Origin of the sequence: Burkholderia sp. CpTa8-5 (assembly GCF_017815045.1) — a bacterium.
GTDB lineage: Bacteria > Pseudomonadota > Gammaproteobacteria > Burkholderiales > Burkholderiaceae > Burkholderia > Burkholderia sola.
On the sequence record NZ_JAGIQD010000005.1, the window covers coordinates 182,204 to 208,119 of the forward strand.

The following is a 25,916-nucleotide window of genomic DNA, read 5'->3' on the forward strand; positions in this document are numbered from 1 at the left end:
GCCACCGCACAGCGCCTGCCTCCCGCCTCGCCATTTCCGGGCAAGGCAACCCGGCCCGGCTCACGCATCGCGTCGACCGGTTTCGATCCCGTTGCGTGACGTTGCGTCCGCCGCCGCGTTCGTCCGCCCGCGCGTCGTCGCATCGAGCACCGCCCGCCCCGCCGCCACCGCGATCGCGTCGTCCTGCGGCGTATGCACGCGGCTGCACAGCACGTCGCGATAATGGCGTTCGAGCGGATTCGCGCGGCTCAACCCGTGATTGCCCGACAGCTTCAGCGCCTGCTCGACCGTCCGGATCGCGTGCTCGGTCACGGTGCGCTTGACGAGGCCGCTGGTCGTCAGCGACGGCGCGTTGCCTGCGTCGGTGCGCGCGATGTGTTCGTCGAGCAACACGCGATTCGCATGCAGCCAGCCCTCGATTTCGCCGATCGCCTCCTGCACGCGCGGCAGCGTCGCGAGCGGCGCGCCGAGCCCGCTGGGCACACGCGTCGTCGCGAACTCGACCAGCCAGTCGCGCGACGCGCGCGCCACCGCGTCGTACAGGCTGCCGAGCAGCGCGACCATCCACGCCTGCTGATCGGCCTGCGCGTCGGCATCCGCGTGCGCGGCAGCCGACACGGCCCATGCGTCCGGCGCGCGCACGTCGACTGCGTGATCGGCCGGCAGCGGCACGTCGTCGAACACGACCTCGTGGCTGCCCGACGCGCGCAGGCCAACGTGATTCCAGCTTTCGATCACGCGGATGCGGTCGCCGTCGGTCTCCGGGTCGCGCGGCACGAGAAACACGCCGACGCGCGGCGTCGGCTCGTCGGTACGCGCCCACACGGCCAGCCAGCGCAGCGCCGGGATGCCGGTGCTGTAGAGCTTGTGGCCCGACAGCCGCCAGCCGTCGCCATCGCGGCGTGCGATAGTGTCCGGCAGCCCGCCGCGCGACGGCGAACCGAGCGCGGGCTCGACGCGCAGCGCGTTGATCAGCGCGCCGTGCGCGACCGCGCTGTCGAACACCGCGCGTCGCACCTGCGCCGGCCAGCGGTTGTCGGCGCGGCCGAGCGCGCGATGCTGCAGATACGTCATCGTCAGCACCAGCGCGGTCGCCGGGTCGGCCCGCGCGACGGCGGCGACGATCCGGCTCGCCCGCGCCAGCGTCGCACCGGCGCCGCCATGCTCGCGCGGCACGACCTGCGCGATCAGCCCGGCACGATGCAGCCGTGCGAAGTTCTCGTGCGGAAAGCGGCCGTCGACGTCGTTGCGGGCCGCATCGGCGGCGAGCTCGGGGGCAAGGCGCTCGAGCAGCGCGGCGACGCGCGCGTCGCTCGCCTCGTCGGCGTCTGCAGCGGCGACGAGGTCAGCGGCGTCAGCAGGCAGAAGGCGCAGCGAAGGTTGCGGTGGCGGCGAGGAAGCGGCAAGGCTGGCGGACATCGAAACGGATTCCCTGGGGTAGGTCGAACACGGCGGCGAACGCGGGGGCAAATACAGCGTCAACGCGCGCCCGATCATTCGCGAGCCCATAGCGTATGCGCAACGCATACGGCCCCAAACCATGCAAATCTGATATTCAAATCGGGATTGATTATTTCCATTCCGCATGATCCCGGCGTTAACCTGCGCTCCATTCCTGCCCGGCCGTGCGCCGGGACGTCCCTGTACCGGAGACCCAGATGAGCGTCGAATTCATCGGCATGATCCAGAGCCAGAAGCAGTCGGAAATCCACCCGGCGTCCGGCCCCGTGGTCGATCCCGACTATGTGCGCGACTTTGCCCGCGCCCACGAAACGGCCGGCTTCGACCGGATTCTCGTGCCGCATCACTCGACCGGCCCGTCGGCGACGCTGACGATCGCGTTCGCGGCGGCCGCGACCGAGCGCATCCACTTCATGCTCGCGCATCGGCCGGGCTTCACCGCGCCAACGCTCGCCGCGCGGCAGATCGCGACGCTCGACCAGTTCAGCCGCGGCCGGCTCGCCGTGCACTTCATCTCCGGCGGCTCGGACAGCGAGCAGCAGCGCGACGGCGATTTCCTCGATCACGACGCACGCTATGCGCGCACCGACGAATACCTCGGCATCCTGCGGCGCATCTGGACCGAAGCGCAGCCGTTCGATCACGACGGTGCGCATTACCGGTTCAAGCAGGGTTTCTCGGAAGTGAAGCCGGTCCAGCAGCCGCATGTGCCGATCTACTTCGGCGGCGCGTCGGAAGCCGCGCTCGCGGTGGCCGGCAAGCACGCGGACGTCTACGCGCTGTGGGGCGAATCGCTCGACCAGGTGCGCGACCTGACGACGCGCGTCCGCACCGAAGCCGCGAAACACGGCCGCCAGGTGCGCTTCTCCGTGTCGTTCCGCCCGATCCTCGCGGCGACCGAGGACGAAGCGTGGGCGCGTGCGCACCGCATCCTCGACGAGACGCGCCGGCTGCGCGAAGCGGCCGGACTCGGCGCCGGCGGCCCGCAGCAGAGCGAAGGCGCGCGCCGCCTGCTCGCCGCGGCCGAGCGCGGCTCGCGCGTCGACAAGCGGCTGTGGACCGAGATCGCGAAGCTCACCGGCGCGCGCTCGAATTCGACGGCGCTCGTCGGTACGCCCGAACAGGTCGCCGACGCACTGCTCGACTACTACGACCTCGGCGTGACGACGTTCCTGATTCGCGGCTTCGATCCGCTGGAAGACGCGATCGACTACGGCCGCGAACTGATTCCGCGCGTGCGCAGCGCCGTCGCCGCACGCGACGCGGCGCGCCGCGCTGCCTGAGACCAACGGAGCCCTACGCGACCATGTCCGCCGTCCTGTCCTCGCCCAACCGTACCGCATCGGGCCTCGTGCTCGCCGATACGCCGCGCCAGCACTTCTGGTTCGATCCGCCCGCGCCGCGCGTCGACGTCGCCGCCGAGCGCCGCCACCGGCAGGAGCGACTCGCGGCCGCGTTCCGCCTGTTCGCGCGCTTCGGCTTCGCGGCGGGCCTCGCCGGCCACATCACCGCACGCGATCCAGAGCTGCCCGACCATTTCTGGGTGAACCCGCTCGGCGTGCATTTCTCGCAGATCAAGGTGTCCGACCTGCTGCTCGTCAACGCGCGCGGCGAAACCGCGATCGGCACGCGGCCGCTGAACAAGGCGGCGTTCGCGATCCACGCGGCGATCCACGAAGCCCATCCGCACGTCGTCGCCGCCGCGCACACGCATTCGACCTACGGCAAGGCCTGGTCGACGCTCGGCCGCCCGCTCGATCCGCTCACGCAGGACGCGTGCGTGTTCTACGAGGATCACGCGCTGTTCGACGACTTCACGGGGATGGTCGTCGACACCAGCGAAGGCGCGCGGATCGCCGATGCGCTCGCGAAGCCGGACGGCACCACGCACAAGGGCGTGATCCTGAAGAACCACGGGATCCTGACGGCCGGCCCGACGGTCGAGGCCGCCGCGTGGTGGTACATCGCGCTCGACAACGTCGCGCACACGCAGTTGCTGGCCGAAGCGGCCGGCACGCCGCAACCGATCGATCATGCGACCGCGCGCCATACGCACGGCCAGATCGGCGGCCCCGACGGCGCGCTGCATGCGTTCGACAGCCTGTTCGCGCGCATCGTCGCCGACGAACCCGACCTGCTCGACTGAGCCGCCTTTCCGCCACACCGGAGACCAGACAACATGACCCACACCACCGCGCCCACGCCTGCCGACGCGCACGACGACCAACGCCGCCGCCTGCTGCGCGCGGCCGGCGCCGCCGCGCTCGCCGTGCCGGCGATCACGCTCGGCCGCAAGGCCTGGTCCGCGCCGCCGCTGAAGAAACTCACGTTCGCATGGAACCAGAACGCGTTCTGCCTGACGCCGATCGTCGTCGCGCAGGAGCGCGGCTTCTTCGAGAAAAACGGGCTGAAGGTCGAACTGATCAACTACAGCGGCTCGACCGATCAACTGCTCGAATCGATCGCGACCGGCAAGGCCGATGCGGCGGTCGGGATGATCCACCGCTGGCTGAAGCCGCTCGAAGCCGGCTTCGACGTGAAGATCATCGGCAGCTCGCACGGCGGCTGCGTGCGGCTGCTCGGCGCGAAGGCCGCAGGCGTCACGACGCTGCAGGCGCTGAAGGGCAAGACGGTCGGCGTCAGCGATCTGGCCGCGCCCGGCAAGCACTTCTTCTCGATCCTGCTCGCGAAGAACGGCATCGATCCCGAGCGCGACATCACGTGGCGGCAGTATCCGGCCGACCTGCTCGGCGTCGCGGTCGACAAGGGCGAAATCCACGCGATCGCCGACGGCGACCCGAATCTCTACCTGCTCGAAAAGCGCAGCAACGGCGCGTATACCGAACTCGCGACCAACCTGTCCGGCGAATACGCGCGCAAGGTGTGCTGCGTGATCGGCGCGCGCGGCGACCTCGTACGCAACGACCGGCCGTCGGCCGCCGCGCTCGCGCGCTCGATCGTGCAGGCCACCGAATACACGCACGACAACCCGAACGAAGCAGCGAAGGTGTTCGCGAAGTATTCGCCGAAGATCAGCCCCGAGGATCTGCGCAAGCTGTACGCGACGCTCACCTACACGCATCACCCGACCAACGTCGACCTCCAGCAGGAAATCGCGTTCTATGCGGACGATTTCCGGCGCATCAGCGTGCTGAAGAAGAGCACGGACCCGCAGCGCTTCGCGCAGCAGGTCTATGCGAACGTACTGGGGTAACGCGATGTCGACGATCGAACACGCTTCCGCCGCACGCGCCGCATCGGCCCCGGCCGGCGCCGCTGCCAACGCTACAGTTTCCGCGCGCGCAGCCTGCACGACTTGCGAAGCCACGCTGGCCGCAGAAGCCCGGCGCGCGCGCACCTGGCCGACCGGGATCGCCGCCGCGCTCGCGTGGGCCGCGCTTGGCGCGCTCACGCAGCTGTGGCCGAACCGGATCGTCGGCTTCAGCGACTGGGCGTACACCGATACGTTCGGCACGGCCGCGTGGACGATCGCCGCGCTGCTGCTCGTCGCCGCGACGCTCGGCCATCTCGTCGCGGCGACCCGCACGCGGCTCGCACGGGTGCGACCGGCCGGCCCGTGGCTCGTCGCGCTGCCGCTCGTGCTCGCCGCGTGGGAAATCGTCACCGCCAAAACCGGCTGGCTGCCGACGCCGTTCTTCGCGCCGCCGCAGGCGCTGATCGAGGTCTACGTCGACGACTGGCCGCGCCTCGCCGGCAGCGCCGGCAACACGCTGAAGCTGCTCGCGCTCGGGTTCGCGTACGGCGTCACGGTGGGCTTCGCGGTCGGCGTGTCGATCGGCTGGTCGCGCCGGATCGGCTACTGGGTGCATCCGGTGCTGCGCGTGCTCGGCCCCGTGCCGGCCACCGCGCTGCTGCCGCTCACGTTCTACTTCTTCCCGTCGAGCTATTCAGCCGCGGCGTTCCTGATCGCGCTCGCCACCGGGTTCCCGGTCGCCGTGCTGACGTGGTCGGGCGTCGCGAGCGTGAACAAGCAGTACTACGACGTCGCGCGCACGCTCGGCGCGAACGCGCGCTTCCTCGTGCTGCGCGTCGCGATTCCGGCCGCGCTGCCGCACGTGTTCGTCGGCATCTTCATGGGGCTGAGCGCGTCGTTCACGGTGCTGGTCGTCGCCGAGATGATGGGCGTCAAGTCGGGGCTCGGCTGGTATCTGAGCTGGGCGCAGGGCTGGGCGTCGTACGTGAACATGTATGCGGCGCTGCTCGTGATGGCGCTGCTGTTTTCCGGGCTGATCGCGCTGCTGTTCGCGGTGCGCGACCGTGTGCTCGCGTGGCAGAAAGGAACCGTCAAATGGTAAGCGCCGCCGTACTCGAATCGTCCGCGGCCACTGTCGCGGCGCCCGCCGTCACGTCGCCGCGCGGCGCACGCATCGACATCCGCCGCGTGAGCCATGCGTTCGACGGCCCCGGCGGCGCGCTGCCGGTGCTCGACGACGTGTCGCTGTCGGTCGCGGCCGGCGAATTCGTCGCGCTGCTCGGCCCGAGCGGTTGCGGGAAATCGACGCTGCTGCGGCTCGTCGCGGGGCTCGACGCCGCGCGGCAAGGAACGATCGCGCAGGACGGCACGCCGATCGAGCGCCCCGATCCGTCGCGCATCGTCGTGTTCCAGGACCCGACGCTGTACCCGTGGCGGCGCGTGCGCGCGAACGTCGCGCTCGGCCTCGAAGCGCGCGGCGTCGCGCGCACCGCGCAGCATCGCGTCGACGATGCGCTCGCGCGCGTCGGGCTGCAGGCGTTCGCGAACGTGTTTCCGCATCAGTTGTCCGGCGGGATGGCGCAGCGCGTCGCACTCGCCCGCGCGCTCGTCAACGATCCGCGCTTGCTGATCCTCGACGAACCGCTCGGCAAGCTCGATTCGCTGACGCGGCTCACGATGCAGGCCGAGTTGACCGCGCTGTGGCAACGCGACGGTTTCTCCGCGCTGCTCGTCACGCACGACGTGGAAGAGGCGCTGTTCCTCGCGCAGCGCGTGATCGTGTTCGGGCCGCGCCCGGCACGGATCGTCGCCGAACTGCGTGTCGACCTGCCCTACCCGCGCCATCGCGGCGACCCGCGCCTCGCCGCATTGCGCCACGACGCGCTGCGGCATCTCGGGCTCGATGCGAGCTGGTAGATGCCGGATGCCGTTCGACGTTTGACTGCGGTACGCCGGAGACGCGTGCGATGAACGCGCCGCCGTTCGCCGACTGGGCCATCGCGTTCCTGCAACTGCTGTATCGCGCGCAGATCGCGTTGGCGCGTGTCCTGCACGCGCTCGGCCTGACCGGCGACGCCGACGGCCAGGCCGCGTGGCCGTGGGCACGCCGCATCGCGCTCGAAACGCTGCACGTCGACGCGGGACTCACGCGGCAACTCGCGTTCGCCTGTGGCGTGACGGCGCTGGCCGTCGTGCTCGCCTGCCTCGCACTGGCTTCGCGCAAGTGGCGTGTCGCGTCGGCCATCGCCGCGCTCGCCGTCGCGTGGTTCGCGCCGTGGCCGCCCGCTTCGCTGTGGCTCGCGCCTGCCGTGCCGACGAGCTTCCAGCGCGATCCCGCGCCGTTTTCCGTATCGAACGTGATGCGCGGCGCGCACCTGTATACGCAACATTGCGCGGCCTGCCACGGCGCGGACGGACGCGGCGAAGGGCCGCTCGCGGCCACGCTCGCGCACTGGCCGCCGACCTTCGCCGGCACGCTGCTCGCGCGTCGCCTCGACGGCGAACTGTTCTGGCGCGTGCGCCACGGCACGCAGGACGAGCACGGCGCAGCGACGATGCCCGGCTTCGCGGCGACGCTCGGCCCGCAGGACACGTGGGCCGTGCTCGACTACCTGAAAGCGTTGTCCGCCGGTAGCGGCGCGCAGGCGGAAGGCGCGTGGCCGGTGCCGGTCCCGCTGCCGGCACTCGACGTGCGCTGCGGCGACGCCGCGCCTCAGGCGCTCCAGCGCTGGCGCGAAGGTCAGCGCGTGCGCGTCGTCGCGCTCGCGCCGGGTGCGACGCCACCGCCGGAAGACGCGCGCTGGCAGACCTTGCTCGTCACCGAACGCGGCGCGCCCGTGCCAACGTCAGCCGGCGCGCGCGCGAACTGCGTCGCGACGACGGCCGATGCGTGGCGCGCATTCGCGACGATTGCCGGCGTTGCGCCCGACGCGCTCGGCGGCACGCAACTGCTGGCGGATCGGCGCGGCTGGCTGCGGGCGCGCGCGTTGCCGGGCAGCGCCGGCTGGTCGGATGCCGACCTGCTGTGCCGCTCGGACGCGGCGGTCCGGCCGGCCGCCGCGCGCGCGACAAGCGGCGACGCACTGACCGCGCTGCTGCTGCGCGTCGATCAGGAACCCGTGCGCGACGTACAGGCCGGGCTCCGCATTGAACCCACGAATCCTTCCTTCGACAGAACTTCACGATGAATCCGACCCGACGCCACTTCCTCGCGCAGGCGAGCGCCCTTGCCACGATCGTCGCCGCGCCGGCCGCCCTGCGCGCGCAATCCGGCGCCCGCCCGCTGCTGCGCGCCGGCGACCAGAAAGGCGGGCTGCGCGCGCTGCTCGAAGCGGCCGGCGAACTGAACGGCCTCGCATACGACATCGCGTGGACCGAATTCCCGGCCGCCGCGCCGCTCGCGGAAGCGCTGAACGCGGCCGCCGTCGACTGCGGACCGATCGGCGACGCGCCGGTGATCTTCGCGCTCGCGTCGGGCGCCCGCATCAAGGTGATCGGCGCGAACCGTTCCGATCCATACGGCACGGCCGTGCTCGTGCAACCCGACGCGGCGCTGAAAGGCGCGGCCGACCTGAAAGGCAAGCGCATCGGCACCACGCGCGGCTCGATCGGCCATTTCGTCACGCTGAAGGCGCTCGACGCGGCCGGCCTGCCGCCCGATGCCGTGTCGTTCCGCTTCCTGCCGCCGGCCGACACGATGCTGGCGCTCGCCACCGGCTCGATCGACGCGTGGGCGACCTGGGAGCCCTATACCGCGCTCGCCGAAACGAGCGGCCGCGCACGCGTGCTGGTCAACGGCCGCGGGCTGTGGTCGGGCCTCAGCTATCTTGCGGCGACCGACGCGGCGATCGCATCGAAGCGCGACGTGCTGCACGATTTCCTGCGGCGCGTCGTGCGCGCGCAGGCCTGGTCGTACCGGCACGTCGACGCGTATTCGGCCGCGCTCGCGCGCATCATCGGCATTCCGCCGGCCGCCGCGAAGCTGCAGTTCGAGCGCCGCGGCACGCGCTGGCAGCCGATCGACGCGACGGTGATCGCCGAGCAGCAGCGCACGGCCGACTTCTACCTGAAGGCCGGGCTGTTGCGCCAGCCGCTCGACGTGCGCACGACCTTCGACACGGGCTTCCCGCTCGCGTGACGGGCCGCGTGACGGCGCGCGACCGCCCGAACGGCGCGGGCATGATCTGGCACAATCGCGTTTCGATCATCCCGCCTTCAGCCAGCGCCACGTCATGCCAGCCATCGCCGAACTCTTCGTCTACCCGATCAAATCCTGCGCCGGCATCGCGCTGCCGCGTGCGCAACTGCTCGAAACGGGCCTCGCGTACGACCGCCACTGGCTGATCACCGATCCGCACGGGCAGATGCTGACGCAGCGTACGCACCCGCGCCTCGCGCTGATCCGCCCGACGCTCGACAGCGACGCGCTCGTGCTGAACGCGCCGGGCATGCCGGCAATCCGCACGCCGCTGGATGGCGACGCGACGCCCGCCACGCCGAAGATGGCCGCGACCGTGTGGCGCGACACCGTCGATGCGATCGACACGGGCGCCGACACGGCCGCGTGGCTCACCGAATTCCTCGGCACGCCGACGAAGCTCGCGCGCTTCGGCCCCGACGCGCGCCGCGGCTGCAACCGCCAATGGACCGGCGACATCGATACGCATACGCAATTCTCGGACGCCTATCCGCTGCTCGTGATCGGTCAGTCGTCGCTCGACGACCTGAATGCGCGGCTCGCCGCGAAAGGCGCGCCGGCGATCCCGATGAACCGCTTCCGTCCGAACATCGTCGTGTCGGATCTCGACGCGTACGAAGAGGATTTCGTCGAGCACCTCGACACCGACGGCGACACGCCGGTGCGGCTGCGGCTCGTGAAGCTGTGCACGCGCTGCCCGGTGCCGACGATCGACCAGGCCACCGGCACGCCCGATCCCGCATGGCCGCACGAGCCAACCGACACGATGCAGACCTATCGCGCGAACCCGAATTACGACGGCGCGCTGACGTTCGGCATCAATGCGATCGTCGTCGAAGGCGCGGGCGCGTGGCTCGAAGTCGGGCAGCCGGTCGAAGCGGAGATCGGGTTCGGCGACTGAGCGACGATCCGCCACGACGACTGCCGGACAGGCGTGCACATGCGCCGGCAGATCAAGGCTCGGCTCTCCACCCACAATTTTATTGAACGATTGTTCCTGAATTGATATAGTTCGCTCATGGCAAGACCAAGGGAATTCGACACGGATGCAGCGCTTGACGGCGCGATCGCCGTTTTCAGCGAGCATGGCTTCGAGGGCAGCTCGGCCCAGATGCTCGTCAGCGCGATGGGCATCGGGCGGCAGAGCCTCTATGCGGCCTTCGGCGACAAATGGCAGCTTTACCTGTCGGCCGTGCGCCGCTACGGGATGGGCGAATGCGCTGCGCACTTCGACGCGCTGCGCAGCGGCGCACGCGCGATCGACGGGATCGACGCATTGCTCCGTCGCGTGGTCGAAACGGCTGCCCAACCTTGTCTTGGTACGATTTCGGTCTACGAATTCGGCGTGTCCCGCCCCGAGCTCGCCGAGATCCATGCGGTGCTGGCCCATAGCCTGATCGCCGCGATCGCGGCCCGAGTCCGCGATGCGCAGCGCGAAGGCGACGTGGCCGCCGGCCTCGTCCCCGAAGCGACCGCCCGGTTCCTGATCGCGAACATCACCGGCATCCGCGCGGCCGGTCGCGGCGGCGCCGACCACGCAAGCCTGAGCGCGTTGGCCGACATGACGCTGCGGGCGCTACGGTAGATTTTTTTTGGCAAATTAATGAATGATCATTCAATAACAAGGTAAATCATGAAAGCCATTGTGATGAACGGCACCGGCGGTCGCGACATGCTGGAGCAGGTCGAGCGGCCCGCCCCGGTCGCACGTACGGGCGAGGCGCTGGTCGAGATCGCCTTCGCAGGCGTCAACTTCATGGACATCGGCGTGCGACAGGGCATGGCGTGGACGGGATGGCCGAACCCGAAGATTCTTGGCGTCGAAGGCGCGGGCCGGGTGCTGGCGGTCGGCGACGGCGTCGACGGCATCGCACCCGGCCAGCGCGTCGCGTGGGCCTACGCGCCCGGCAGCTATGCGGAGCAAATTGCGATCCCCGCCACGTCGCTGGTGGCGGTTCCGGATACGATCGACGATCGCACGGCCGCCGCCGTGATGATGCAGGGTCTCACCGCCAGCCATTTCGCGACCGATTTCTATCCCGTACAGCCGGGCGACGTCGCTTTCGTCCACGCGGCGGCCGGCGGGCTGGGCCTGCTGTTGACGCAGATCATCAAGCTGCGCGGCGGCCGGGTAATCGGGCGCGTCTCGTCCGAAGACAAGGTCGCCGCGGCCAGGGAAGCGGGCGCGGATCATCTGATCGTCGATACCAGCGGGCGGTTCGCCGCGAAGGCGCTGCGCCTGACCAACGGCGAAGGCGTGCACGTCGTCTACGACGGCTCCGGGCCGAAGACCTTTCAAGGGTCGCTCGACGTGCTGCGCCGCTCGGGAACCTTCTGCTGGTACGGTCCGGTGCTCGGCGGGCCGGGGCCGATCGACCTCATGAGCCTGCCGAGGAGCATCAAGATCGGCTATACGACCTTCTTCGACCATATCTACACGCCCGAACTGCTCCGCGCGCACTCGGCGCGGCTGTTCGACTGGATCGCGGAAGGCCGGCTCAAGGTCCGGATCGGCGGCGAATACCCGCTGGCGGACGCGGCGCACGCGCATGCCGACATGGAAAGCCGCAAGTCCATCGGCAAGCTGCTGCTGAAACCGTGAGCGCCGGGGCGTCCGGTCGGCAGGCCGCGCGCCCCGCCACTCGGCTGCAACGGCTGCGACGCGTGTCGAAACCCTCTCTAACGATGGCTCGCCGCCGGCAGCCGCACCGTGACCACCAACCCGCCGCCGTGCGCATCGGCCAGCGTCACGCTGCCCTGATGCACGCGCGCGATCTCGCGCACGATCGACAAGCCGAGCCCCGTGCCTTCGACCGTCTGCGTCTTGCTGCCGCGATGGAAGCGTTCGAACACCGCGTCGCGTTCGTCGGCCGGAATGCCCGGCCCGTTGTCGATCACGTCGAGCCGCGCGTCCGCCCCGTCGCGCGACACGCGCACCGTGATCACCGCATGGTCGCCCACATAACGGATCGCGTTGTCGATCAGGTTGCCGATCATCTCGCCGAGCAGGTCGGACTGCCCGAGCACGTCGACGTCGGCCTCGTGCTCGAAACCGAGATCGATGTCGCGCGCGCGTGCGACGGGCGACCAGTCCAGCGTCACGCTGCGCGCGAGCCGATGCAGCGCGACCGGCTTGTGCGCGACCGCATGACCGCTGTCCGAATCGAGCCGCGACAGCGACAGCAGTTGCTGGACGATCTTCGCGGCCTGCCGCACCGCGCCGTTCGCGCGCCGCAGGTGCACGTTCGCGCGCGGCTGCTCGTCGGGCCGCAACGCGAGCTCGACGCCCGCCTGCACGGCCGCGAGCGGCGTCTTCAACTGATGGGCCGCATCGGCGAAGAAGCGGCGCCGCGCCACCTGCATCCGTTGCGTGCGACCGATGTACTGGTTGATCGAATCGACGAGCGGCGCGAGTTCGCTCGGCATCGCGCCCGTGTCGAGCGGCGTCGTATCGTCCTCGCTGCGCGCGGCGACCGTCGCCGACAGCCGGTTCAGCGGCCGCAGCCCGCGCCCGACGCCGAGCCACACGATCCCGAGCGCCAGCACGACGAGCAGCCCTTCCTGCAGCAACGACCCGATCAGGATCTCGCGCGCGAGCGCCTGACGCGCCTCGATCGTCTCGCCGACCATCACCCACACGATGCGCGACTGCGCGGTCGGCACGTCGTGCACGGGAATACGCAACGCGGCCATCCGCAATTGCTCGCCGCGATACACGACGTCGTAGTAGCGCGTGACGAACAGCGCGCCATCGCCCGCGTCGCGGCCATGCGGCAGCGGTAGATCGGGATAGCCGGTGACCGTGCGGCCGTTGTCCTCGCGGATCAGGTAGTAGATCTTGCCGCCGTCGCTCGATTCGAGCATTTCGAGCGCGAGATACGGCAAGTCGACCTCGATCTCGCCGGCGTTGAGCCGCACGCCTTCGCGGATCGACTTCAGCGACGACGACAGCGTGCGGTCGAACGCGACGTGCGCGGCGCTCATCGCGCGCTGGTACGTGAGCCACGAGTCGAGCGCGAGCAGGCCGAGCAGCGGCAACAGCAGCCACAGCGCGACCTGCGCGCGCAGGTTCGGGCGGGTCATCATGCGGCTCGCCGGGCCGTCCCGACGGGCATGGCGGGGCATTCGCGGCGCATTACCCTGCGCCCGGGCCGGAGGTCGTCGTTGCGAAGCCCGCCGGCGACGGCATGCGCCTCCTCGGCGGCCAGTGAATGACGGTGAGCGTCAAGGCGGATCACTCGTCCGCCTTCGCTTCGAGCAAGTAGCCCAGCCCGCGCAGCGTGACGATCGCGACGCCCGTGTTCTCCAGCTTCTTGCGCAGGCGATACACGTAGATCTCGATCGCGTCCGCGTTGACCGATTCGTCGAGCCCGAAGATCTTCTCCGACAGCGTGTCCTTGTTGATCGCGCGGCCGTTGCGCAGGATCAGCACCTCGAGCACCGAGCGCTCGCGCGGCGTGAGCGACAGCGGCTCGCCCGCGAGATGGAAGCCGCGGTCGATACTGTCGTACGAAAGCGGCCCGCATTCGACGCGCGAGTGCTCGTGACCGAGGCTGCGCCGGATCAGCGCGCGGGCGCGCGCCTCCAGTTCGGTCAATTCGAACGGCTTCGCGAGATAGTCGTCGGCGCCGAGATCGAGCCCTTTCACGCGGTCCTCGACCGACCCGTGCGCGGTGAGGATCAGCACCGGCACCGGATTGCGGCGCGCGCGCAGCCGCCGCAGCACCTCCAGCCCGTCGAGCTTCGGCAGCCCGAGATCGAGGATCACCAGCGCGTAATCCTGCGTGCGCAGCACGTGGTCCGCCGCCTCGCCGTCGGCCATGTGATCGACCGCGAAGCGCGCGGCGCTCAGCGCGTCGTTCAGCGACTGGGCCAGGTTCGGGTTGTCTTCGACGAGCAGCACGCGCATGGGGATTCCGGTAAGGTCAGCGACAGCCCGCTACATTACATGATCCTTTCCGTCTCCACGCCTCGCGCAAACACGGGTTGCGCGGATGTTGCGAAGCGGCCGCGGGCGGCGCCGGCGGCTGCCGCTCAGCGCTCGGCAGCCGGACGGTTGCGCGCCGCGATGCGCGCATCGCCGGTCACACGCCGCTCGCGAAAACCGGCCACCACCGCGACGAACGCGATACTCGCGCCGGCCGTGACGGCGATCATCGGGCGCGCGGTGCCGTCCGACAGCCACGCCAGCACGCCGCCGCACGCGGCCGTGATCGCCATCTGGATAAAGAAGAACAGCCCCGACGCCGTGCCGGCGGTCCTCGTGTACGGCTGCATCACCGCGAACTGGCAGGCCGGAATCGCGATCCCGACCGCGATCATCACGACGAACATCGGTGCGACGAGGGCCGTCACCGAAGTCGGGGCGATCGCGCCGCCGATCCCCAGCACGGCGGCGCCGACGAGATTGACGGCCGCCGCCGCCGCGATGACCGAATCGGCTGACCAGCGCGCGCTGATCCGCGCGAACATATTCGAACCGACCAGATAGCCGAGTACGGTCACGCCGAAGATCGCCGCATAGACCGGCCCGGACACGCCGATTTGCCGCTGGAACAGCGTCGACGATTCCGCGATGAACGGGTAGTACGTGCAGTAAGCAAAGCTGATCGCGAGCGAATAGCGCAGGAAGCGCCGCTCGCGCAGCAGGCCGGCGTAGGTTCGCAGCAACCCCGCGCCGGCGCCGGCTGGCGGCCGCGCGTCGCATTCGCGCGTCTCGGGCAGGTAGCGCAGCACCATCGCGGTCGCGACCAGCCCGCCCGCCGCCAGCCAGCCGAACACGCCGCGCCAGCCGAGCCACTCGGCGATCGCGCTGCCGGCCAGCGGCGCGACCACCGGCGACAGCGCCATGCCGGCCGAAATATGGCCGAGCATCGTGGCCTGCGTCGCGGCCGGAAAACGTTCGCGCACGATCACGCGGCCGATCACGGTCCCGGTGCAGCCGCCCAGCGCCTGGAACATGCGCGCGGCGATCAGCGCAGGGATGCTCGTCGACCCTGCGCATGCGACGCTTGCGACGACGTACATGCCCAGGCCGCCGAGCAGCACCGGACGTCGGCCGTAGCGGTCGGACAGCGGCCCCGACACCAGCATCGACAGCGCATAGCCGACCATGTACAGGGTCAGCGTGAGCTGCAACTGCGCGTCGGTGCCGTGCAGCGCGTCCGCCATCGCGGGCAGCGACGGCAGGTACGCATCGATCGTGACGCGCGGCAGGCACACCACGAGCATCAGCAGGAACAGCCAGCCCCATCGGGGTAATGAGCGCGTCTTCATGCGGTGAGTCCGTTTCGGTCAGGATGGGTGGGGTCGACAGCAATCTAAGGCGAAAGTGATATAAGCTGAAGGGCCATTAAATCGACTATTGACTGGACCACTATGCCGCGAGGCAAAGCCGCGATTCCGCTGGATCTGCCGCGCCCCGCCGGGCTGTCGGGCGGCAGTCCGCAATCGAAGCAGGAATGCATCGCCGACACGATTCGCGACGCGATCCTGAAGCGCCTGCTGCCCGCCGACAGCCCGCTGCCATCAAGCCGAACGCTGGCCGCGCGCTGGGACGTCGCACGCGGCACCGTCGAAGCGGCATACGACATCCTGTGCGCCGAGGGCTACATCGCCCGCACGCAGGGGTCCGGCACACGGGTCTGCGCGGTAGTGCCGGACAGCTATCTGCGCGCGGCCGCGCAGTCGCGCGACGGCGCCCCGCTCCACGCCGCCGCCTCCCCGGCGCCGGCCGCCGCGGCCGAACCCGAGCACGGCGTGCGTCCGGGCGTCCCGTTCGTCGCGCGGCTCGCCGATCCCGGCCTGCTGCCGATGCAGCAATGGAAGAAGGCGCTCGGCGCCGGCCTGCTCGCCGCGACGGCCGACGAGCTCGGCGCGACGCCGGCCCCAGGCGTCGAAAGCCTGCGCGCCGAAATCGCCGCGTACCTGCGCGAATACCGCGGCATCCCGTGCGAGGCCGGCGACATCGTCATCACGACCGGCATCCGCCACGCGATCGACCTCGTCGCGCGCACGCTGCTCGCGCCCGGCTCGACGGTGCTGATGGAGGATCCCGGCTATGCGTCGGCGTGGCAGATCTTCACGCTCGCGGGCGCGACCGCGATCGACGTGCCGGTCGATCGGGAAGGCATCGACACCGCGTCGCTGGACCGCCATCCCGATGCGCGCGCCGCCTACGTGACGCCGGCCCATCAGGCGCCGCTCGGCGTCACGATGTCGGTGTCGCGTCGGCTCGAACTGCTCGACTGGGCGCAACGCCACCGCACGTGGATCATCGAGGACGACTACGACGGCGAATTCAGCTACCAGACCGCCCCGCTGCCCGCGCTGAAATCGCTCGATGCGTGCGATCGCGTGATCTACTGCGGGTCGTTCAACAAGACGCTGTTTTCCGGGCTGCGCATCGGCTTCATGGTCGTGCCGGCGGCACTGCGGCCGGCGCTGTCCGCCGTGTGGCACGCGACCGCGCGCTCGGTCGGCGTCGCGCCGCAGCTCGCGCTCGCGCGCTTCATCGGCCACGGCGATTTCGCGAAGCACCTGCGCGCCGCCCGCCACGCATACCGTCAGCGGCGCGACATCGTGCTCGACCAGTTGGCGAAGCATGCGGGCGGCCGATACACGGTGTCCGGCGAGCATGCGGGTTTTCATTTCGTGCTGTGGCTGCCGCCCGGCATCAAGGAGGCTGCGTACGTTTCGCAAGCCCGCGCGGCGGGCATCGAGTTGCAGCCGATCCGCGGCTTCTGTCGAAGCGCCCGGTGCGAAGCGGGCGTCGTCGTCGGGTATGCCGCGCTGACGGCCGCGCACGCGCGGCATGGCGGCCGCCTCCTCGGACAACTGCTGGCCGCGTCCGCGTAGCCGGCAACCTCGCCCCCTCTCCCTTTCGAACCCTGCCGCGCGCCGAGAAACCCGCGGCGGCGGCCGCGTCGACCTCGGGAAATCCATGACACGAACGGCACGATTGTGAACGGAAATGAAAGCGGGCTGAAAGTGCGTCGCACTTAACATCCGCGTCACTCGAACAACATCGACGCATCACTGGAGGAAGACATGCCGTTTGCACCGAAGCACCTCGCCGCCGCGCTGGCGGTCGTTCTGGGCGCCGCCGGCAGCGCCGCCGCGCAGGTTCCGGCCGGCTACCCGGGGAACTACCAGGGCGTGATCGACGCCGCGAAGAAGGAAGGCAAGCTGATCGTCTACTCGACGACCGACACGGGCCTCGTACGTCCGCTGATCAAGGACTTCGAAAGCCTGTACGGCGTGAAGGTCGAGTACAACGACATGAACAGCACCGAGCTGTACAACCGCTACATCAGCGAGAACGCGGCGAGCAGCACCAGCGCCGACGTGCTGTGGAGCTCGGCGATGGACCTGCAGGTCAAGCTCGTCAACGACGGCCTGATGGCGTCCTACGATTCGCCGGAAAGCCCGAACGTGCCGCAATGGGCGCAATACCAGAAGCAGGCGTACGGCACGACGTTCGAGCCGCTCGCAATCGTCTACAACAAGCGCCTGATCCCCGAAAACGAAGTGCCGAAGACGCGCGCCGAGCTGATCAAGCTGCTCACCACGCAGGCCGACAAGTTCAAGGGCAAGGTCACGACCTACGACATCGAGAAATCGGGCGTCGGCTTCAACTACCTGACCCAGGACGCGCACGTGAACGAGAAGGTCACGTGGGAGCTGGTAAACGCGATCGGCGCGACCGGCCCGAAGCTGCAGTCGAGCACGGGCGCGATGATGGAGCGCATCTCGTCGGGCGAGAACCTGATCGGCTACAACATCATCGGTTCGTATGCGTACGCGAAGGCGAAGAAGGACAAGTCGATCGGCTACGTGTTTCCGAAGGACTACACACAGGTCGTGAGCCGCCTCGCCACCGTGTCGAAGAAGGCGAAGAACCCGAACGCCGCGAAGCTGTGGGTCGACTACCTGCTGTCCAAGCGCGGCCAGACGCTGATCGCGAACCAGGCGAACCTGTACGCGATCCGCGCGGACGTGACCGGCGAGACGTCGGCCGCGAGCCTCACGAAGGAACTCGGCGATTCGCTGAAGCCGATCCAGATCGGCACCGGCCTGCTCGTCTATCTCGACCAGTCGAAGCGTCTCGCGTTCCTGAAGCAATGGCAGCAGGCGATCAAGCGCTGATGCGCTGATCGGCTTCGGCTGACCCAGGCTGCCCGCCGCCCGTCGCGCGGGCGGCCCCTTCTCCTCACCGACTTCCTTGAGGCGGCCATCCGGATGGCCGCAGGGGCGAACTCATGCTTTCAACCAGCACACGCGGCACGGCACCGGCCGTTCCGCCCGCCGCCGGCCCGCGCGATGCCGTTCCCGCGCTGCCGGTCAGCCGCCTGCAGCCGCTCGCCGGCATGCTGCGCTGGATCGTCGTCGCGGTACTGACCGTCGCGGTCGCGCTGCCGCTCGGCTTCATCCTGTTCCAGAGCCTGCTGTCCGCGCCGTTCTTCGACGCGAACAAGACGCTCGGCATCGACGGCTTCCGCTTCATCTTCAGCGATCCCGACTTCTGGTCGGCCGTGAAGAACTCGTTCATCATCGCCGGCGGGATGCTGTTCATCTCGATCCCGCTCGGCGGCATCCTCGCGTTCCTGATGGTGCGCACCGACCTGCCCGGCCGCCGCTGGCTCGAACCGCTGCTGCTCACGCCGGTGTTCGTGTCGCCGATGGTGCTCGCGTTCGGCTACGTGGTCGCGGCCGGCCCGGTCGGCTTCTACTCGGTGTGGTTCAAGGAACTATTCGGGGTGCAGAACGTGCCCTGGAACGTGTATTCGATCTTCGCGATCACGGTGATCGTCGGCCTCACGCACGTGCCGCACGTGTACCTGTATTCGTCGGCCGCGCTGCGCAATCTCGGCTCGGACGTCGAGGAAGCCGCGCGCGTGACGGGCGCCCGCCCGTTCCGCGTCGCGCTCGACGTGAGCCTGCCGATGACGATGCCCGCCCTGCTGTTCGCCGGCGTGCTGGTGTTCTTCCTCGGCTTCGAGGTGTTCGGGCTGCCGCTCGTGCTCGGCGACCCGGAAGGCCACCTCGTGCTCGCGACCTACCTGTACAAGCTGACCAACAAGCTCGGCGTGCCGTCGTATCACCTGATGGCCGCGGTCGCCGTGTGCATCGTCGCGATCACGTTCCCGCTCGTGCTGCTGCAGCGCCGCCTGCTGAAGACCGCGAGCCGCTTCGTCACCGTGAAGGGCAAGGCCGGCCGCGCGACGGTGCTGCCGCTCGGCGTGTGGCGTTGGGTCGCGCTCGCGATCGTCGCGCTGTGGCTGATGCTGACCGTGATCGTGCCGATCTCGGGCATCGTGCTGCGCGCGTTCGTGACCAACTGGGGCGAAGGCGTCGCGCTCGCCGAGGTACTGACGCTGTCGAACTTCATCGAGCTGTTCGAGCAGGACAACCTGGTGCGCGCGATCGTCAACACGCTTGGCATCGGCGTGATCGGCGGCGCGCTCGCGATCGGCTTCTACTCGCTCGTCGCGTTCGCCGGCCACCGTCGCCCCGACTGGGCGACCAGGCTGCTCGACTACCTCGTGCTGCTGCCGCGCGCGGTGCCGGGCCTGCTCGCCGGTCTCGCGTTCCTGTGGATTTTCCTGTTCGTGCCCGGCCTGCGCGAGTTGAAGAACTCGATGTGGAGCATCTGGATCGCGTACACGGTCGTGTGGCTCGCGTACGGGATGCGGCTGATCCAGAGCGCGCTGCTGCAGGTCGGCCCCGAGCTGGAAGAAGCCGGCCGCAGCGTCGGCGCGACGCGCAGCCGCGTGTCGCTCGACGTGACGCTGCCGCTCGTGCGCTTCGGCCTGCTCGCCGCGTGGCTGCTGATCTTCATGATCTTCGAGCGCGAATACTCGACCGCCGTCTACCTGCTGTCGCCCGGCACCGAAGTGATCGGCGCGCTGCTCGTGTCGCTGTGGGCGACCGGCGCCGTCGACCAGGTCGCCGCGCTCTCTGTCATCAACATCGCGATGGTCGGCGCCGGTCTCGGCGTGGCCCTGCGCTTCGGAGTGAAACTTCATGGATAAGCTCATCGTCGACGATCTGCACCTCAGCTACGGCGCCAACCCGATCCTCAAGGGCGTGTCGTTCGAACTGAAGGCTGGCGAAGTCGTGTGCCTGCTCGGCGCGTCGGGCAGCGGCAAGACCACGCTGCTGCGCGCGGTGGCCGGCCTCGAACAGCCGTCCGACGGACGCATCCAGCTCGACGAGCGCGTGTTCTTTGACGGCGCGCAACGCATCGACCTGCCCGTCGAACAGCGTTCGCTCGGCCTCGTGTTCCAGTCGTACGCGCTGTGGCCGCACCGCACCGTCGCCGACAACGTCGGCTACGGCCTCAAGCTGCGCCGCGTCGCGCCGGCCGAACAGAAGCAGCGCGTGCAGACCGCGCTCGACCAGCTCGGCCTCGGCCATCTCGCCGAGCGCTTTCCGCATCAGCTGTCGGGCGGCCAGCAGCAACGTGTCGCGATCGCCCGCGCGCTCGTCTACAACCCGCCGGTGATCCTGCTCGACGAGCCGCTGTCGAACCTCGACGCGAAGCTGCGCGAGGAGGCGCGTGCGTGGCTGCGCGAGCTGATCGTGTCGCTCGGGCTGTCGGCCCTGTGCGTGACGCACGACCAGACCGAAGCGATGGCGATGTCCGACCGCATCCTGCTGCTGCGCAACGGCCGCATCGAGCAGGAAGGCACGCCGGCCGAGCTGTACGGTGCGCCGCGCTCGCTGTACACGGCCGAGTTCATGGGCAGCAACAACCGCATCGACGCGCGCGTCGCCGCGATCGACGGCGAATGCGTGACGCTCGCCGGCGACGGCTGGGAGTTGCAAGCGCTTGCCCGCGACACGCTCGCGCCGGGCCAGGACGCCCAGGCCGTGATCCGTCTCGAACGCGTGCAGGTCGCCGACGGCCCGGGCGCGAACCGGCTGCAGGCCGACCTCGTCACGTCGATGTATCTCGGCGACCGATGGGAATACCTGTTCCATTGCGGCGACATGCGCCTGCGTGCGTTCGGCCATGTGCCGCGCGCGGCCGGCAAGCACTGGATCGAATTCCCGACCAACGACTGCTGGGCGTTCGCGAAAGCGGGCTGACCCGATCGCGCCGCCGCGCAGGCAGTCGAGCGCGTATCCCTTTGCGACTCGCATCGGCGGACGCTTCATCGCGTCCGCCGATGGCGCGCTGCGTGCCCGTTTTCCGTTCCACCCCGCCTAAAACAACCCAGGAGACACCGTCAAAATGAAGTCACGCGCAGAACGTTCTATTCGAGCAGTAGTCCTCACCGGTTCGGCTGCAGCCGCCTGTCTCGCCGCGCCGGTCGCGCACGCGCAGTCGTCGGTCACGATATACGGGATCATGGACGCCGGCATCGAATTCGCGAACCATGCGGCACCGGAAGGCGGCAATTCGATCAAGCTGAAGTCGGGCAACAAGAACACGTCGCGCTGGGGCTTGCGCGGCGTCGAGGATCTCGGCGGCGGGTTGAAGGCCGTGTTCCGGCTCGAAAGCGGCATCGATCTCGCGAACGGTGCGTCCGACGACGGCCCGGACTCGATCTTCGCGCGCCGCGCGACGGTCGGCCTGAAAAGCAAATGGGGCGAGCTGACGCTTGGCCGCAACTTCACCGTCACGTACGACTACATGATGCCGTTCGACCCGATGGGTTACTCGCAGAACTATTCGTGGGCCTCGTCGTCGATGGCGACGGGCGGCCGCAAGGACGGCATGTTCACGCGCTCGTCGAACGCAGTGCGCTACGACGGCGAATTCAGCGGCTTCAAGTTCGGCGCGCTGTACGGTTTCGGCAACGTGCCGGGCAGCGTGAAGACCAGCTCCAAGTACGATTTCGCGATCGGTTACGAGACGGGGCCGTTCGCCGCCGTCGTCACGTTCGACCGGCAGAACGGCGCGGCCGACAGCGTCACGCCGGCCGATACCGTCAACTATATCCAGGGCATTCATGCCGGCCTGAGCTACGACTTCGGCAACCTGAAAACGATGGCCGGATACCGCAATTACAAGCGCACGTTCCGCACCACGGCGGCGAACCAGTTGAGCGACATGGTTTGGCTCGGCGGGTCGTACCAGTTCACGCCGACGTTCTCGCTGATCGCGGCCGTCTATCACCAGAACATCAAGGGCGGCACGGATGCCGACCCGACACTGGTGTCGGTGCGCGCGCAGTACGCGTTGTCGAAGCGCACGGTGCTGTATGCAGCCGGGGCGTTCGCGATCGCGAAACACGACCAGAAAGTCGGCGTGTCGCGCGATTTCAACGGGTATGGCACCACGCAGGTCGGGGTCACGGCGGGGATTCAGCAGCGGTTTTGAGTCTGACCGAATGGCGCGGGCGGCGGTACATGTGGCCGCCCGCCTCTATTCGATGCGGTGCCGGTCCTCGTGCGCCGTCGCGCATTATCCTGCGCCATTCGGGCGCACAATACGGCATCGGATAGGCACGAAGTGCGGTCGACTACGGCAACATAGCCTTGAATCGATCGAACAGTGTAGGCGGTAGCTTGATCTCGCCATCGCCCTCAACGGCAGAATCAAATACCAAGGATTCCTTAGTCCATACCAAACGGACGGCATCCGGGTACGTGTAAGTACGCTCGGCAAGCAATCGCATGTCAGATGTCCGATACAGTCGCAAAAGAATGCGGTCCCCAGGCAGATAGGTGTATTGCGCCGTGTAGCGCCCCCCATCGTTCCTGGAGAGTTCGGTATCAAACTGAGTCGCTCGTGCGCGGACGTGCGCATCCTGATAGTAAGAACCGGCGCAGCCCAACACAGTCACAGCTGCCACGCCAAAACCGAGCGCTCTCATTCCAGATCTCATTCGTGCGGCGCGCCCCTCTTGGTGCGCGAGGCTGTATAGGACAACTGTCAACATGCATGCAGCGATTCCGAACAGCGCGATTGCTGCAAGCGCAACGATACCCGCCCCTTGCATGGTGGTCGCCAATCCGTTCATTCGAAATACACCGTTATTGGTTTGTCCAGCATAATCGGCTTGTAGTCGGAAAATATGATGAAGTCACCGCCTCGATGATGTCTGGCTTGCCAGTCTCGGAACGAGCGATTCCGGACCGGATAGTAAACCTTCCCTGGCTCATAGAGGTTTGCGACCGTACTGCCGGACACGACCGGAAAATCAAACCACGGCTGATCTGCAAGATTCGCTGCAGTGTAACTTGGCACGATAATCACACCGTTTTTGCTCCAGTGGCCCAGGTACTGGGATCGTGAATCTGCAGCCCCGTCAAAGGAATACCCATCCCTGACGTATATAACGATGTGGGTGACCGTCGCCTCCTTACCTTCGGCGTCGAAGATAACGCGAGCTACCCCTGCATACAGATTGAAAGCCCCCAACGCACCGGTCAGGTCGTCAGGAACGCCGGCATCCGGAAGCCGCCGCACAGCCTCTGCAAAGCCTTCTGCTCAAAGGAACTTTCCACAGCCGCTCGCTGGAACTGGAATTCCTTGTGTAGCTTGCGAATATCGTAGCCGCTGACCGTCCAAGGCGATACATCCCCGCGTCTGCGATAGCGACCAAGAATGTCCTTGAGGGTTTCATATGCGCGCGGGCTGTATATGTCGACATTCACGAGATTATCGTACTGCCTCTTGGCACGCGCGTGCTTGAGAACCCAATCCAGTTTTATGGTGGTTCGATCGATCATCGACTCCGGGTAGAGTTCGCCGTTCTGATTGATCTCGTTCCGCTGATCTTTTGATGTGGCCGAGTAGTTAAGCTCTCCTGCAAACCACCGCTCCATCAGTTTCGCCGAAACTGGCATATGCTCTTTGCGCACAGCATCGGGAATTTGCTGAATATCGAAAGGCGGCACCATCCTTTCCTTCTCCATCGGCTTCGGTTGCTTGGGCGGAACAGGCGTATCCAGCCATTTCCTGAAGCGAGAAAACGCAGCCGCGACCCTTTCGATGTCGTCCACCATCTTGTCGAGCGAATCGCGCTTGTCGACTCGCGCAACGGGCGTAGATTGCTCTACTGAGGACTCGCTCACCGGCGGAGCCATTGCTAGTGACAGGCCGAGATCACACGCCGGGATGCCCCCATCGTCCCCGTCGCATAGCTTCCATTTCCAAATCAGCTTGTTGATCCTTAAGTATGGGATTCCATCTTTATCGCGCACCGTGCGTTCCCTTGCGTTGTGGAATCCCGGACCATACAGGCCCACTCACCGCCTCACAATGTTCCGCATGCGCCATTCATCAAAAATCACGGATCCGATGGAGTCGCGAACGCGAAGCATTCCGCATCACCTGACATGGATTCCACATGTATTCGTTCGTTTCTGGCGGAAAACGCATGTCTCGAAACAAGCGCCAGGCAGCCTCGCGGTGTAGGACAAGGCTCCCAAGCCTCGTTGCCAACTGTGAACGGTGACCCTGACATTCGTAGCCCATCCCGAACTCCTGCGCTTGCCGACTCAACTCGTCCATCGCACTGGCGCTCGCCTGATCGTGTTCGGTCTTGTAACGCATCGGATCGATTCGAGCAGCTTGATCAGGTGTGGACGGCACCTCACGCTCCGCCGGCAAGATCGTATCGGACATCGAGGTATGGGGCATCGCGCACTCCCAAGCGGGTTCTCAAATGCACCATCTTATTAGCAATGGCGAAATTCGATAGCCTCCCTGACAAGACCTGCGAACCTCGCTCTCAATACGCGCGGTCGCCCGTCTTCTGGCCCTTCCCCTTGGCAGACGATGGCCGTTGCACGCCCGTCGCCGTTCAGTCAGCGCGCATCGTGAATACCAATCGCACGACGCTGCTCGCATCGCCCCAATGTTCACCGACCGCCGACAGCGGCACCGTGCGCGTGTCGATCGTAAGGCCCGCCTCCCCGGCCGCGTCGAATACGCCGCGCACCGACGCCAGCAAGCGCGGCAGCGACACGCTGCCGATCCCGCTGCCCATCAGTTCGATCGCGGTCGCCCGCAGCACGGCGCCGGGCACCAGCACGTCCGCGCCGCCGATCGAGCCGATCTGCACGAAACGCAGCCGCCGCCCGCCCGGTGTCGCTTTCGCGGCGGCGCCCAGCAGCGTCCGCGCGCTGGCGCCCCACAGATAATCGAGCACGACATCCACGCCCGCGCGGGAATGCGGTTCGAGCGCCCGCGCCAGAGCGGCGTCGTCCTGCTGCAGCGACACGACGGCATCCGCGCCGGCCTTCAGCAACGCCTGCAACGCGGCCGCGTTGCGGCCCGTCGCGATCACCTTCGCCGCGCCGAGATGCTTCGCGATCCGCACCGCGAGCCGCCCCGACGTGCCCGTTGCGCCATTGACGAGCACCGTCTCGCCCGCGACGAATCGCGCGCGTTCGGTCAGCGCCGCCCACGACGACATCCCCGGAATCGCGATCGCCGCGGCGGTGACATCGTCAAGCGTGTCCGGCAGCGGCACGCACTGCGTATCGGGCACGATCGTGCGTTCGGCCATCGCGCCGAACGGCGTGGGTGCACCGAAGAAGTAGACGCGCCGACCGTCGTCGAGACGCCCCACGCCGTCGACACCGACGACGAACGGATAACCGCCAACGGAGGAGTAATGCGTGCCCGCCGCGCGCCCCTGCGCGATGCGGCTCAGCGCGGACGCCGTCACGTCAATCAGGCTGTGGCCCGGCATCGCGCGCGGCGGTTCGAACTCCGTATAAACCGGACGCTGTCCGGCGCCTTCAACGACTGCTGCTTTCATGGTGGTTCCTTCAATCCTGGACGGTGGGCCCTTACCGGGCATCGAGCCACGCGCGCAGCGCGGGATCGCGTACTTCCAGTACGTCGAACAGGCCGAGCGCACGCAGTGCAGGCAACGCGTCGATCGCATCGGCCTCCGCGCGCGCCCTCTCCGCCGGCGCGGCGTTCGGATCGGTCAACACACGCGCGTTGACCAGAAACGCGCCAACGGTCCCCTTGCGGATCGTCGTTCCGCCGGCATCGATTTGGTTGGCATGGTCGGGAAGCATCTGTTCGGCTCGCATCGCGTCTTACTCCGGTTGTCATCGATGGACGCAGTG

General features: G+C 68.1%; 25 protein-coding genes. 15 read left to right on the forward strand and 10 right to left on the reverse strand.

The features are described 5' to 3' along the window. Positions 1–60 precede the first annotated feature (60 nt). Positions 61–1,419: an acyl-CoA dehydrogenase family protein gene (locus J8I35_RS10650; RefSeq protein ID WP_209925306.1), complete on the reverse strand. Its 1,359-nt coding sequence runs from the start codon at positions 1,417–1,419 to the stop codon at positions 61–63. Positions 1,420–1,658: 239 nt separating this feature from the next. Between J8I35_RS10650 and J8I35_RS10655 the strand changes: the two genes are divergently transcribed. From J8I35_RS10655 to J8I35_RS10700, 10 genes are all read left to right on the forward strand, one after another. Beyond that, entirely contained in the window at positions 1,659–2,744 is a 1,086-nt protein-coding gene (locus J8I35_RS10655; RefSeq protein WP_209925307.1) for an LLM class flavin-dependent oxidoreductase, read from the forward strand. A 23-nt stretch (positions 2,745–2,767) separates the two neighbouring features. Next, positions 2,768–3,607, forward strand: a complete 840-nt coding sequence (locus tag J8I35_RS10660; RefSeq protein WP_209925309.1) for a class II aldolase/adducin family protein — start codon at positions 2,768–2,770, stop codon at positions 3,605–3,607. A 33-nt stretch (positions 3,608–3,640) separates the two neighbouring features. Continuing rightward, on the forward strand, positions 3,641–4,675 hold the full coding sequence (locus J8I35_RS10665) for an ABC transporter substrate-binding protein (RefSeq protein ID WP_027782912.1): 1,035 nt from the start codon (positions 3,641–3,643) through the stop codon (positions 4,673–4,675). Positions 4,676–4,679: 4 nt separating this feature from the next. Then, positions 4,680–5,777, forward strand: coding sequence for an ABC transporter permease subunit (locus tag J8I35_RS10670; protein WP_050010915.1), 1,098 nt, complete (start codon positions 4,680–4,682; stop codon positions 5,775–5,777). After that, positions 5,771–6,592, forward strand: a complete 822-nt coding sequence (locus tag J8I35_RS10675) for an ABC transporter ATP-binding protein (RefSeq protein ID WP_209925317.1) — start codon at positions 5,771–5,773, stop codon at positions 6,590–6,592. The genes J8I35_RS10670 and J8I35_RS10675 overlap by 7 nt, the downstream gene beginning before the upstream one ends. A gap of 50 nt (positions 6,593–6,642) precedes the next feature. Further along, the gene (locus J8I35_RS10680; protein WP_209925326.1) at positions 6,643–7,863 is read left to right on the forward strand and encodes a cytochrome c; all 1,221 of its coding nucleotides are present in this window, start codon (positions 6,643–6,645) and stop codon (positions 7,861–7,863) included. Beyond that, a complete protein-coding gene (locus J8I35_RS10685; RefSeq protein WP_050010912.1) occupies positions 7,860–8,813 on the forward strand; it encodes an ABC transporter substrate-binding protein in 954 nt (317 codons plus the stop codon). The genes J8I35_RS10680 and J8I35_RS10685 overlap by 4 nt, the downstream gene beginning before the upstream one ends. 94 nt (positions 8,814–8,907) lie before the next feature. After that, complete coding sequence (locus J8I35_RS10690; RefSeq protein ID WP_050010911.1) at positions 8,908–9,774, forward strand: MOSC N-terminal beta barrel domain-containing protein; 867 nt, start codon at positions 8,908–8,910, stop codon at positions 9,772–9,774. 117 nt (positions 9,775–9,891) lie between these two features. Next, on the forward strand, positions 9,892–10,458 hold the full coding sequence (locus J8I35_RS10695; protein ID WP_089489307.1) for a TetR/AcrR family transcriptional regulator: 567 nt from the start codon (positions 9,892–9,894) through the stop codon (positions 10,456–10,458). A 63-nt stretch (positions 10,459–10,521) separates the two neighbouring features. Beyond that, entirely contained in the window at positions 10,522–11,475 is a 954-nt protein-coding gene (locus tag J8I35_RS10700; protein ID WP_245170193.1) for a quinone oxidoreductase, read from the forward strand. 77 nt (positions 11,476–11,552) lie between these two features. Here the strand turns inward: J8I35_RS10700 and J8I35_RS10705 are convergent, their stop codons facing one another. The 3 genes from J8I35_RS10705 to J8I35_RS10715 all read right to left on the reverse strand — a co-directional run bounded on the left by J8I35_RS10705 (position 11,553) and on the right by J8I35_RS10715 (position 15,149). Next, positions 11,553–12,956 carry a sensor histidine kinase gene (locus tag J8I35_RS10705; protein WP_050011087.1) on the reverse strand — a complete coding sequence of 468 codons (1,404 nt, stop codon included), beginning with the start codon at positions 12,954–12,956 and terminating at the stop codon, positions 11,553–11,555. A 151-nt stretch (positions 12,957–13,107) separates the two neighbouring features. Then, complete coding sequence (locus J8I35_RS10710) at positions 13,108–13,782, reverse strand: response regulator (RefSeq protein ID WP_050010908.1); 675 nt, start codon at positions 13,780–13,782, stop codon at positions 13,108–13,110. Positions 13,783–13,907: 125 nt separating this feature from the next. Continuing rightward, positions 13,908–15,149 (reverse strand): multidrug effflux MFS transporter, encoded by a 1,242-nt coding sequence (locus J8I35_RS10715; RefSeq protein ID WP_209925327.1) that lies wholly within the window; start codon positions 15,147–15,149, stop codon positions 13,908–13,910. Between the two features lie 102 nt (positions 15,150–15,251). On the opposite strand from J8I35_RS10715, the gene J8I35_RS10720 reads away from it, so the two are divergent. The 5 genes from J8I35_RS10720 (at position 15,252) to J8I35_RS10740 (ending at position 22,203) form a co-directional block, all read left to right on the forward strand. Continuing rightward, positions 15,252–16,730, forward strand: a complete 1,479-nt coding sequence (locus J8I35_RS10720) for a PLP-dependent aminotransferase family protein (protein WP_209925328.1) — start codon at positions 15,252–15,254, stop codon at positions 16,728–16,730. A 192-nt stretch (positions 16,731–16,922) separates the two neighbouring features. Next, a complete protein-coding gene (locus J8I35_RS10725; RefSeq protein WP_209925329.1) occupies positions 16,923–18,020 on the forward strand; it encodes an ABC transporter substrate-binding protein in 1,098 nt (365 codons plus the stop codon). Positions 18,021–18,133: 113 nt separating this feature from the next. Continuing rightward, a complete protein-coding gene (locus J8I35_RS10730; protein ID WP_089489304.1) occupies positions 18,134–19,906 on the forward strand; it encodes an iron ABC transporter permease in 1,773 nt (590 codons plus the stop codon). Further along, positions 19,899–20,966: an ABC transporter ATP-binding protein gene (locus J8I35_RS10735; RefSeq protein ID WP_050010903.1), complete on the forward strand. Its 1,068-nt coding sequence runs from the start codon at positions 19,899–19,901 to the stop codon at positions 20,964–20,966. Before J8I35_RS10730 ends, J8I35_RS10735 begins: the two co-directional genes overlap by 8 nt. Before the next feature lie 145 nt (positions 20,967–21,111). Further along, entirely contained in the window at positions 21,112–22,203 is a 1,092-nt protein-coding gene (locus J8I35_RS10740; RefSeq protein WP_089489303.1) for a porin, read from the forward strand. A gap of 142 nt (positions 22,204–22,345) precedes the next feature. On the opposite strand, the gene J8I35_RS10745 is transcribed toward J8I35_RS10740, so the two are convergent. From J8I35_RS10745 to J8I35_RS10765, 6 genes are all read right to left on the reverse strand, one after another. Further along, a complete protein-coding gene (locus J8I35_RS10745; protein ID WP_244137922.1) occupies positions 22,346–22,846 on the reverse strand; it encodes a hypothetical protein in 501 nt (166 codons plus the stop codon). After that, entirely contained in the window at positions 22,843–23,295 is a 453-nt protein-coding gene (locus tag J8I35_RS34820) for a DUF6402 family protein (RefSeq protein WP_348522256.1), read from the reverse strand. The genes J8I35_RS10745 and J8I35_RS34820 overlap by 4 nt, the downstream gene beginning before the upstream one ends. After that, entirely contained in the window at positions 23,256–24,032 is a 777-nt protein-coding gene (locus J8I35_RS34960) for a DUF6402 family protein (protein ID WP_348522257.1), read from the reverse strand. Before J8I35_RS34960 ends, J8I35_RS34820 begins: the two co-directional genes overlap by 40 nt. 79 nt (positions 24,033–24,111) lie before the next feature. Continuing rightward, on the reverse strand, positions 24,112–24,456 hold the full coding sequence (locus J8I35_RS34585; RefSeq protein WP_245170194.1) for a hypothetical protein: 345 nt from the start codon (positions 24,454–24,456) through the stop codon (positions 24,112–24,114). A 178-nt stretch (positions 24,457–24,634) separates the two neighbouring features. Further along, a complete protein-coding gene (locus J8I35_RS10760) occupies positions 24,635–25,597 on the reverse strand; it encodes a zinc-binding alcohol dehydrogenase family protein (RefSeq protein WP_209925330.1) in 963 nt (320 codons plus the stop codon). Positions 25,598–25,628: 31 nt separating this feature from the next. Beyond that, a complete protein-coding gene (locus J8I35_RS10765; protein ID WP_050010900.1) occupies positions 25,629–25,880 on the reverse strand; it encodes a hypothetical protein in 252 nt (83 codons plus the stop codon). Between the last annotated feature and the right edge of the window lie 36 nt (positions 25,881–25,916).

Coding starts and splice junctions, on each gene's coding strand:
- J8I35_RS10740 (WP_089489303.1), top strand. CDS start 21,112: ATGAAGTCACGCGCAGAACGTTCTATTCGAGCAGTAGTCCTCACCGGT.
- J8I35_RS10705 (WP_050011087.1), bottom strand. CDS start 12,956: ATGACCCGCCCGAACCTGCGCGCGCAGGTCGCGCTGTGGCTGCTGTTG.
- J8I35_RS10680 (WP_209925326.1), top strand. CDS start 6,643: ATGAACGCGCCGCCGTTCGCCGACTGGGCCATCGCGTTCCTGCAACTG.
- J8I35_RS10695 (WP_089489307.1), top strand. CDS start 9,892: ATGGCAAGACCAAGGGAATTCGACACGGATGCAGCGCTTGACGGCGCG.
- J8I35_RS10730 (WP_089489304.1), top strand. CDS start 18,134: ATGCTTTCAACCAGCACACGCGGCACGGCACCGGCCGTTCCGCCCGCC.
- J8I35_RS10715 (WP_209925327.1), bottom strand. CDS start 15,149: ATGAAGACGCGCTCATTACCCCGATGGGGCTGGCTGTTCCTGCTGATG.
- J8I35_RS34585 (WP_245170194.1), bottom strand. CDS start 24,456: ATGTCCGATACGATCTTGCCGGCGGAGCGTGAGGTGCCGTCCACACCT.
- J8I35_RS10765 (WP_050010900.1), bottom strand. CDS start 25,880: ATGCGAGCCGAACAGATGCTTCCCGACCATGCCAACCAAATCGATGCC.
- J8I35_RS10700 (WP_245170193.1), top strand. CDS start 10,522: ATGAACGGCACCGGCGGTCGCGACATGCTGGAGCAGGTCGAGCGGCCC.
- J8I35_RS10710 (WP_050010908.1), bottom strand. CDS start 13,782: ATGCGCGTGCTGCTCGTCGAAGACAACCCGAACCTGGCCCAGTCGCTG.
- J8I35_RS10665 (WP_027782912.1), top strand. CDS start 3,641: ATGACCCACACCACCGCGCCCACGCCTGCCGACGCGCACGACGACCAA.
- J8I35_RS10725 (WP_209925329.1), top strand. CDS start 16,923: ATGCCGTTTGCACCGAAGCACCTCGCCGCCGCGCTGGCGGTCGTTCTG.
- J8I35_RS10685 (WP_050010912.1), top strand. CDS start 7,860: ATGAATCCGACCCGACGCCACTTCCTCGCGCAGGCGAGCGCCCTTGCC.
- J8I35_RS10670 (WP_050010915.1), top strand. CDS start 4,680: ATGTCGACGATCGAACACGCTTCCGCCGCACGCGCCGCATCGGCCCCG.
- J8I35_RS10735 (WP_050010903.1), top strand. CDS start 19,899: ATGGATAAGCTCATCGTCGACGATCTGCACCTCAGCTACGGCGCCAAC.
- J8I35_RS10745 (WP_244137922.1), bottom strand. CDS start 22,846: ATGAACGGATTGGCGACCACCATGCAAGGGGCGGGTATCGTTGCGCTT.
- J8I35_RS10650 (WP_209925306.1), bottom strand. CDS start 1,419: ATGTCCGCCAGCCTTGCCGCTTCCTCGCCGCCACCGCAACCTTCGCTG.
- J8I35_RS10655 (WP_209925307.1), top strand. CDS start 1,659: ATGAGCGTCGAATTCATCGGCATGATCCAGAGCCAGAAGCAGTCGGAA.
- J8I35_RS10660 (WP_209925309.1), top strand. CDS start 2,768: ATGTCCGCCGTCCTGTCCTCGCCCAACCGTACCGCATCGGGCCTCGTG.
- J8I35_RS10760 (WP_209925330.1), bottom strand. CDS start 25,597: ATGAAAGCAGCAGTCGTTGAAGGCGCCGGACAGCGTCCGGTTTATACG.
- J8I35_RS10690 (WP_050010911.1), top strand. CDS start 8,908: ATGCCAGCCATCGCCGAACTCTTCGTCTACCCGATCAAATCCTGCGCC.
- J8I35_RS10720 (WP_209925328.1), top strand. CDS start 15,252: ATGCCGCGAGGCAAAGCCGCGATTCCGCTGGATCTGCCGCGCCCCGCC.
- J8I35_RS10675 (WP_209925317.1), top strand. CDS start 5,771: ATGGTAAGCGCCGCCGTACTCGAATCGTCCGCGGCCACTGTCGCGGCG.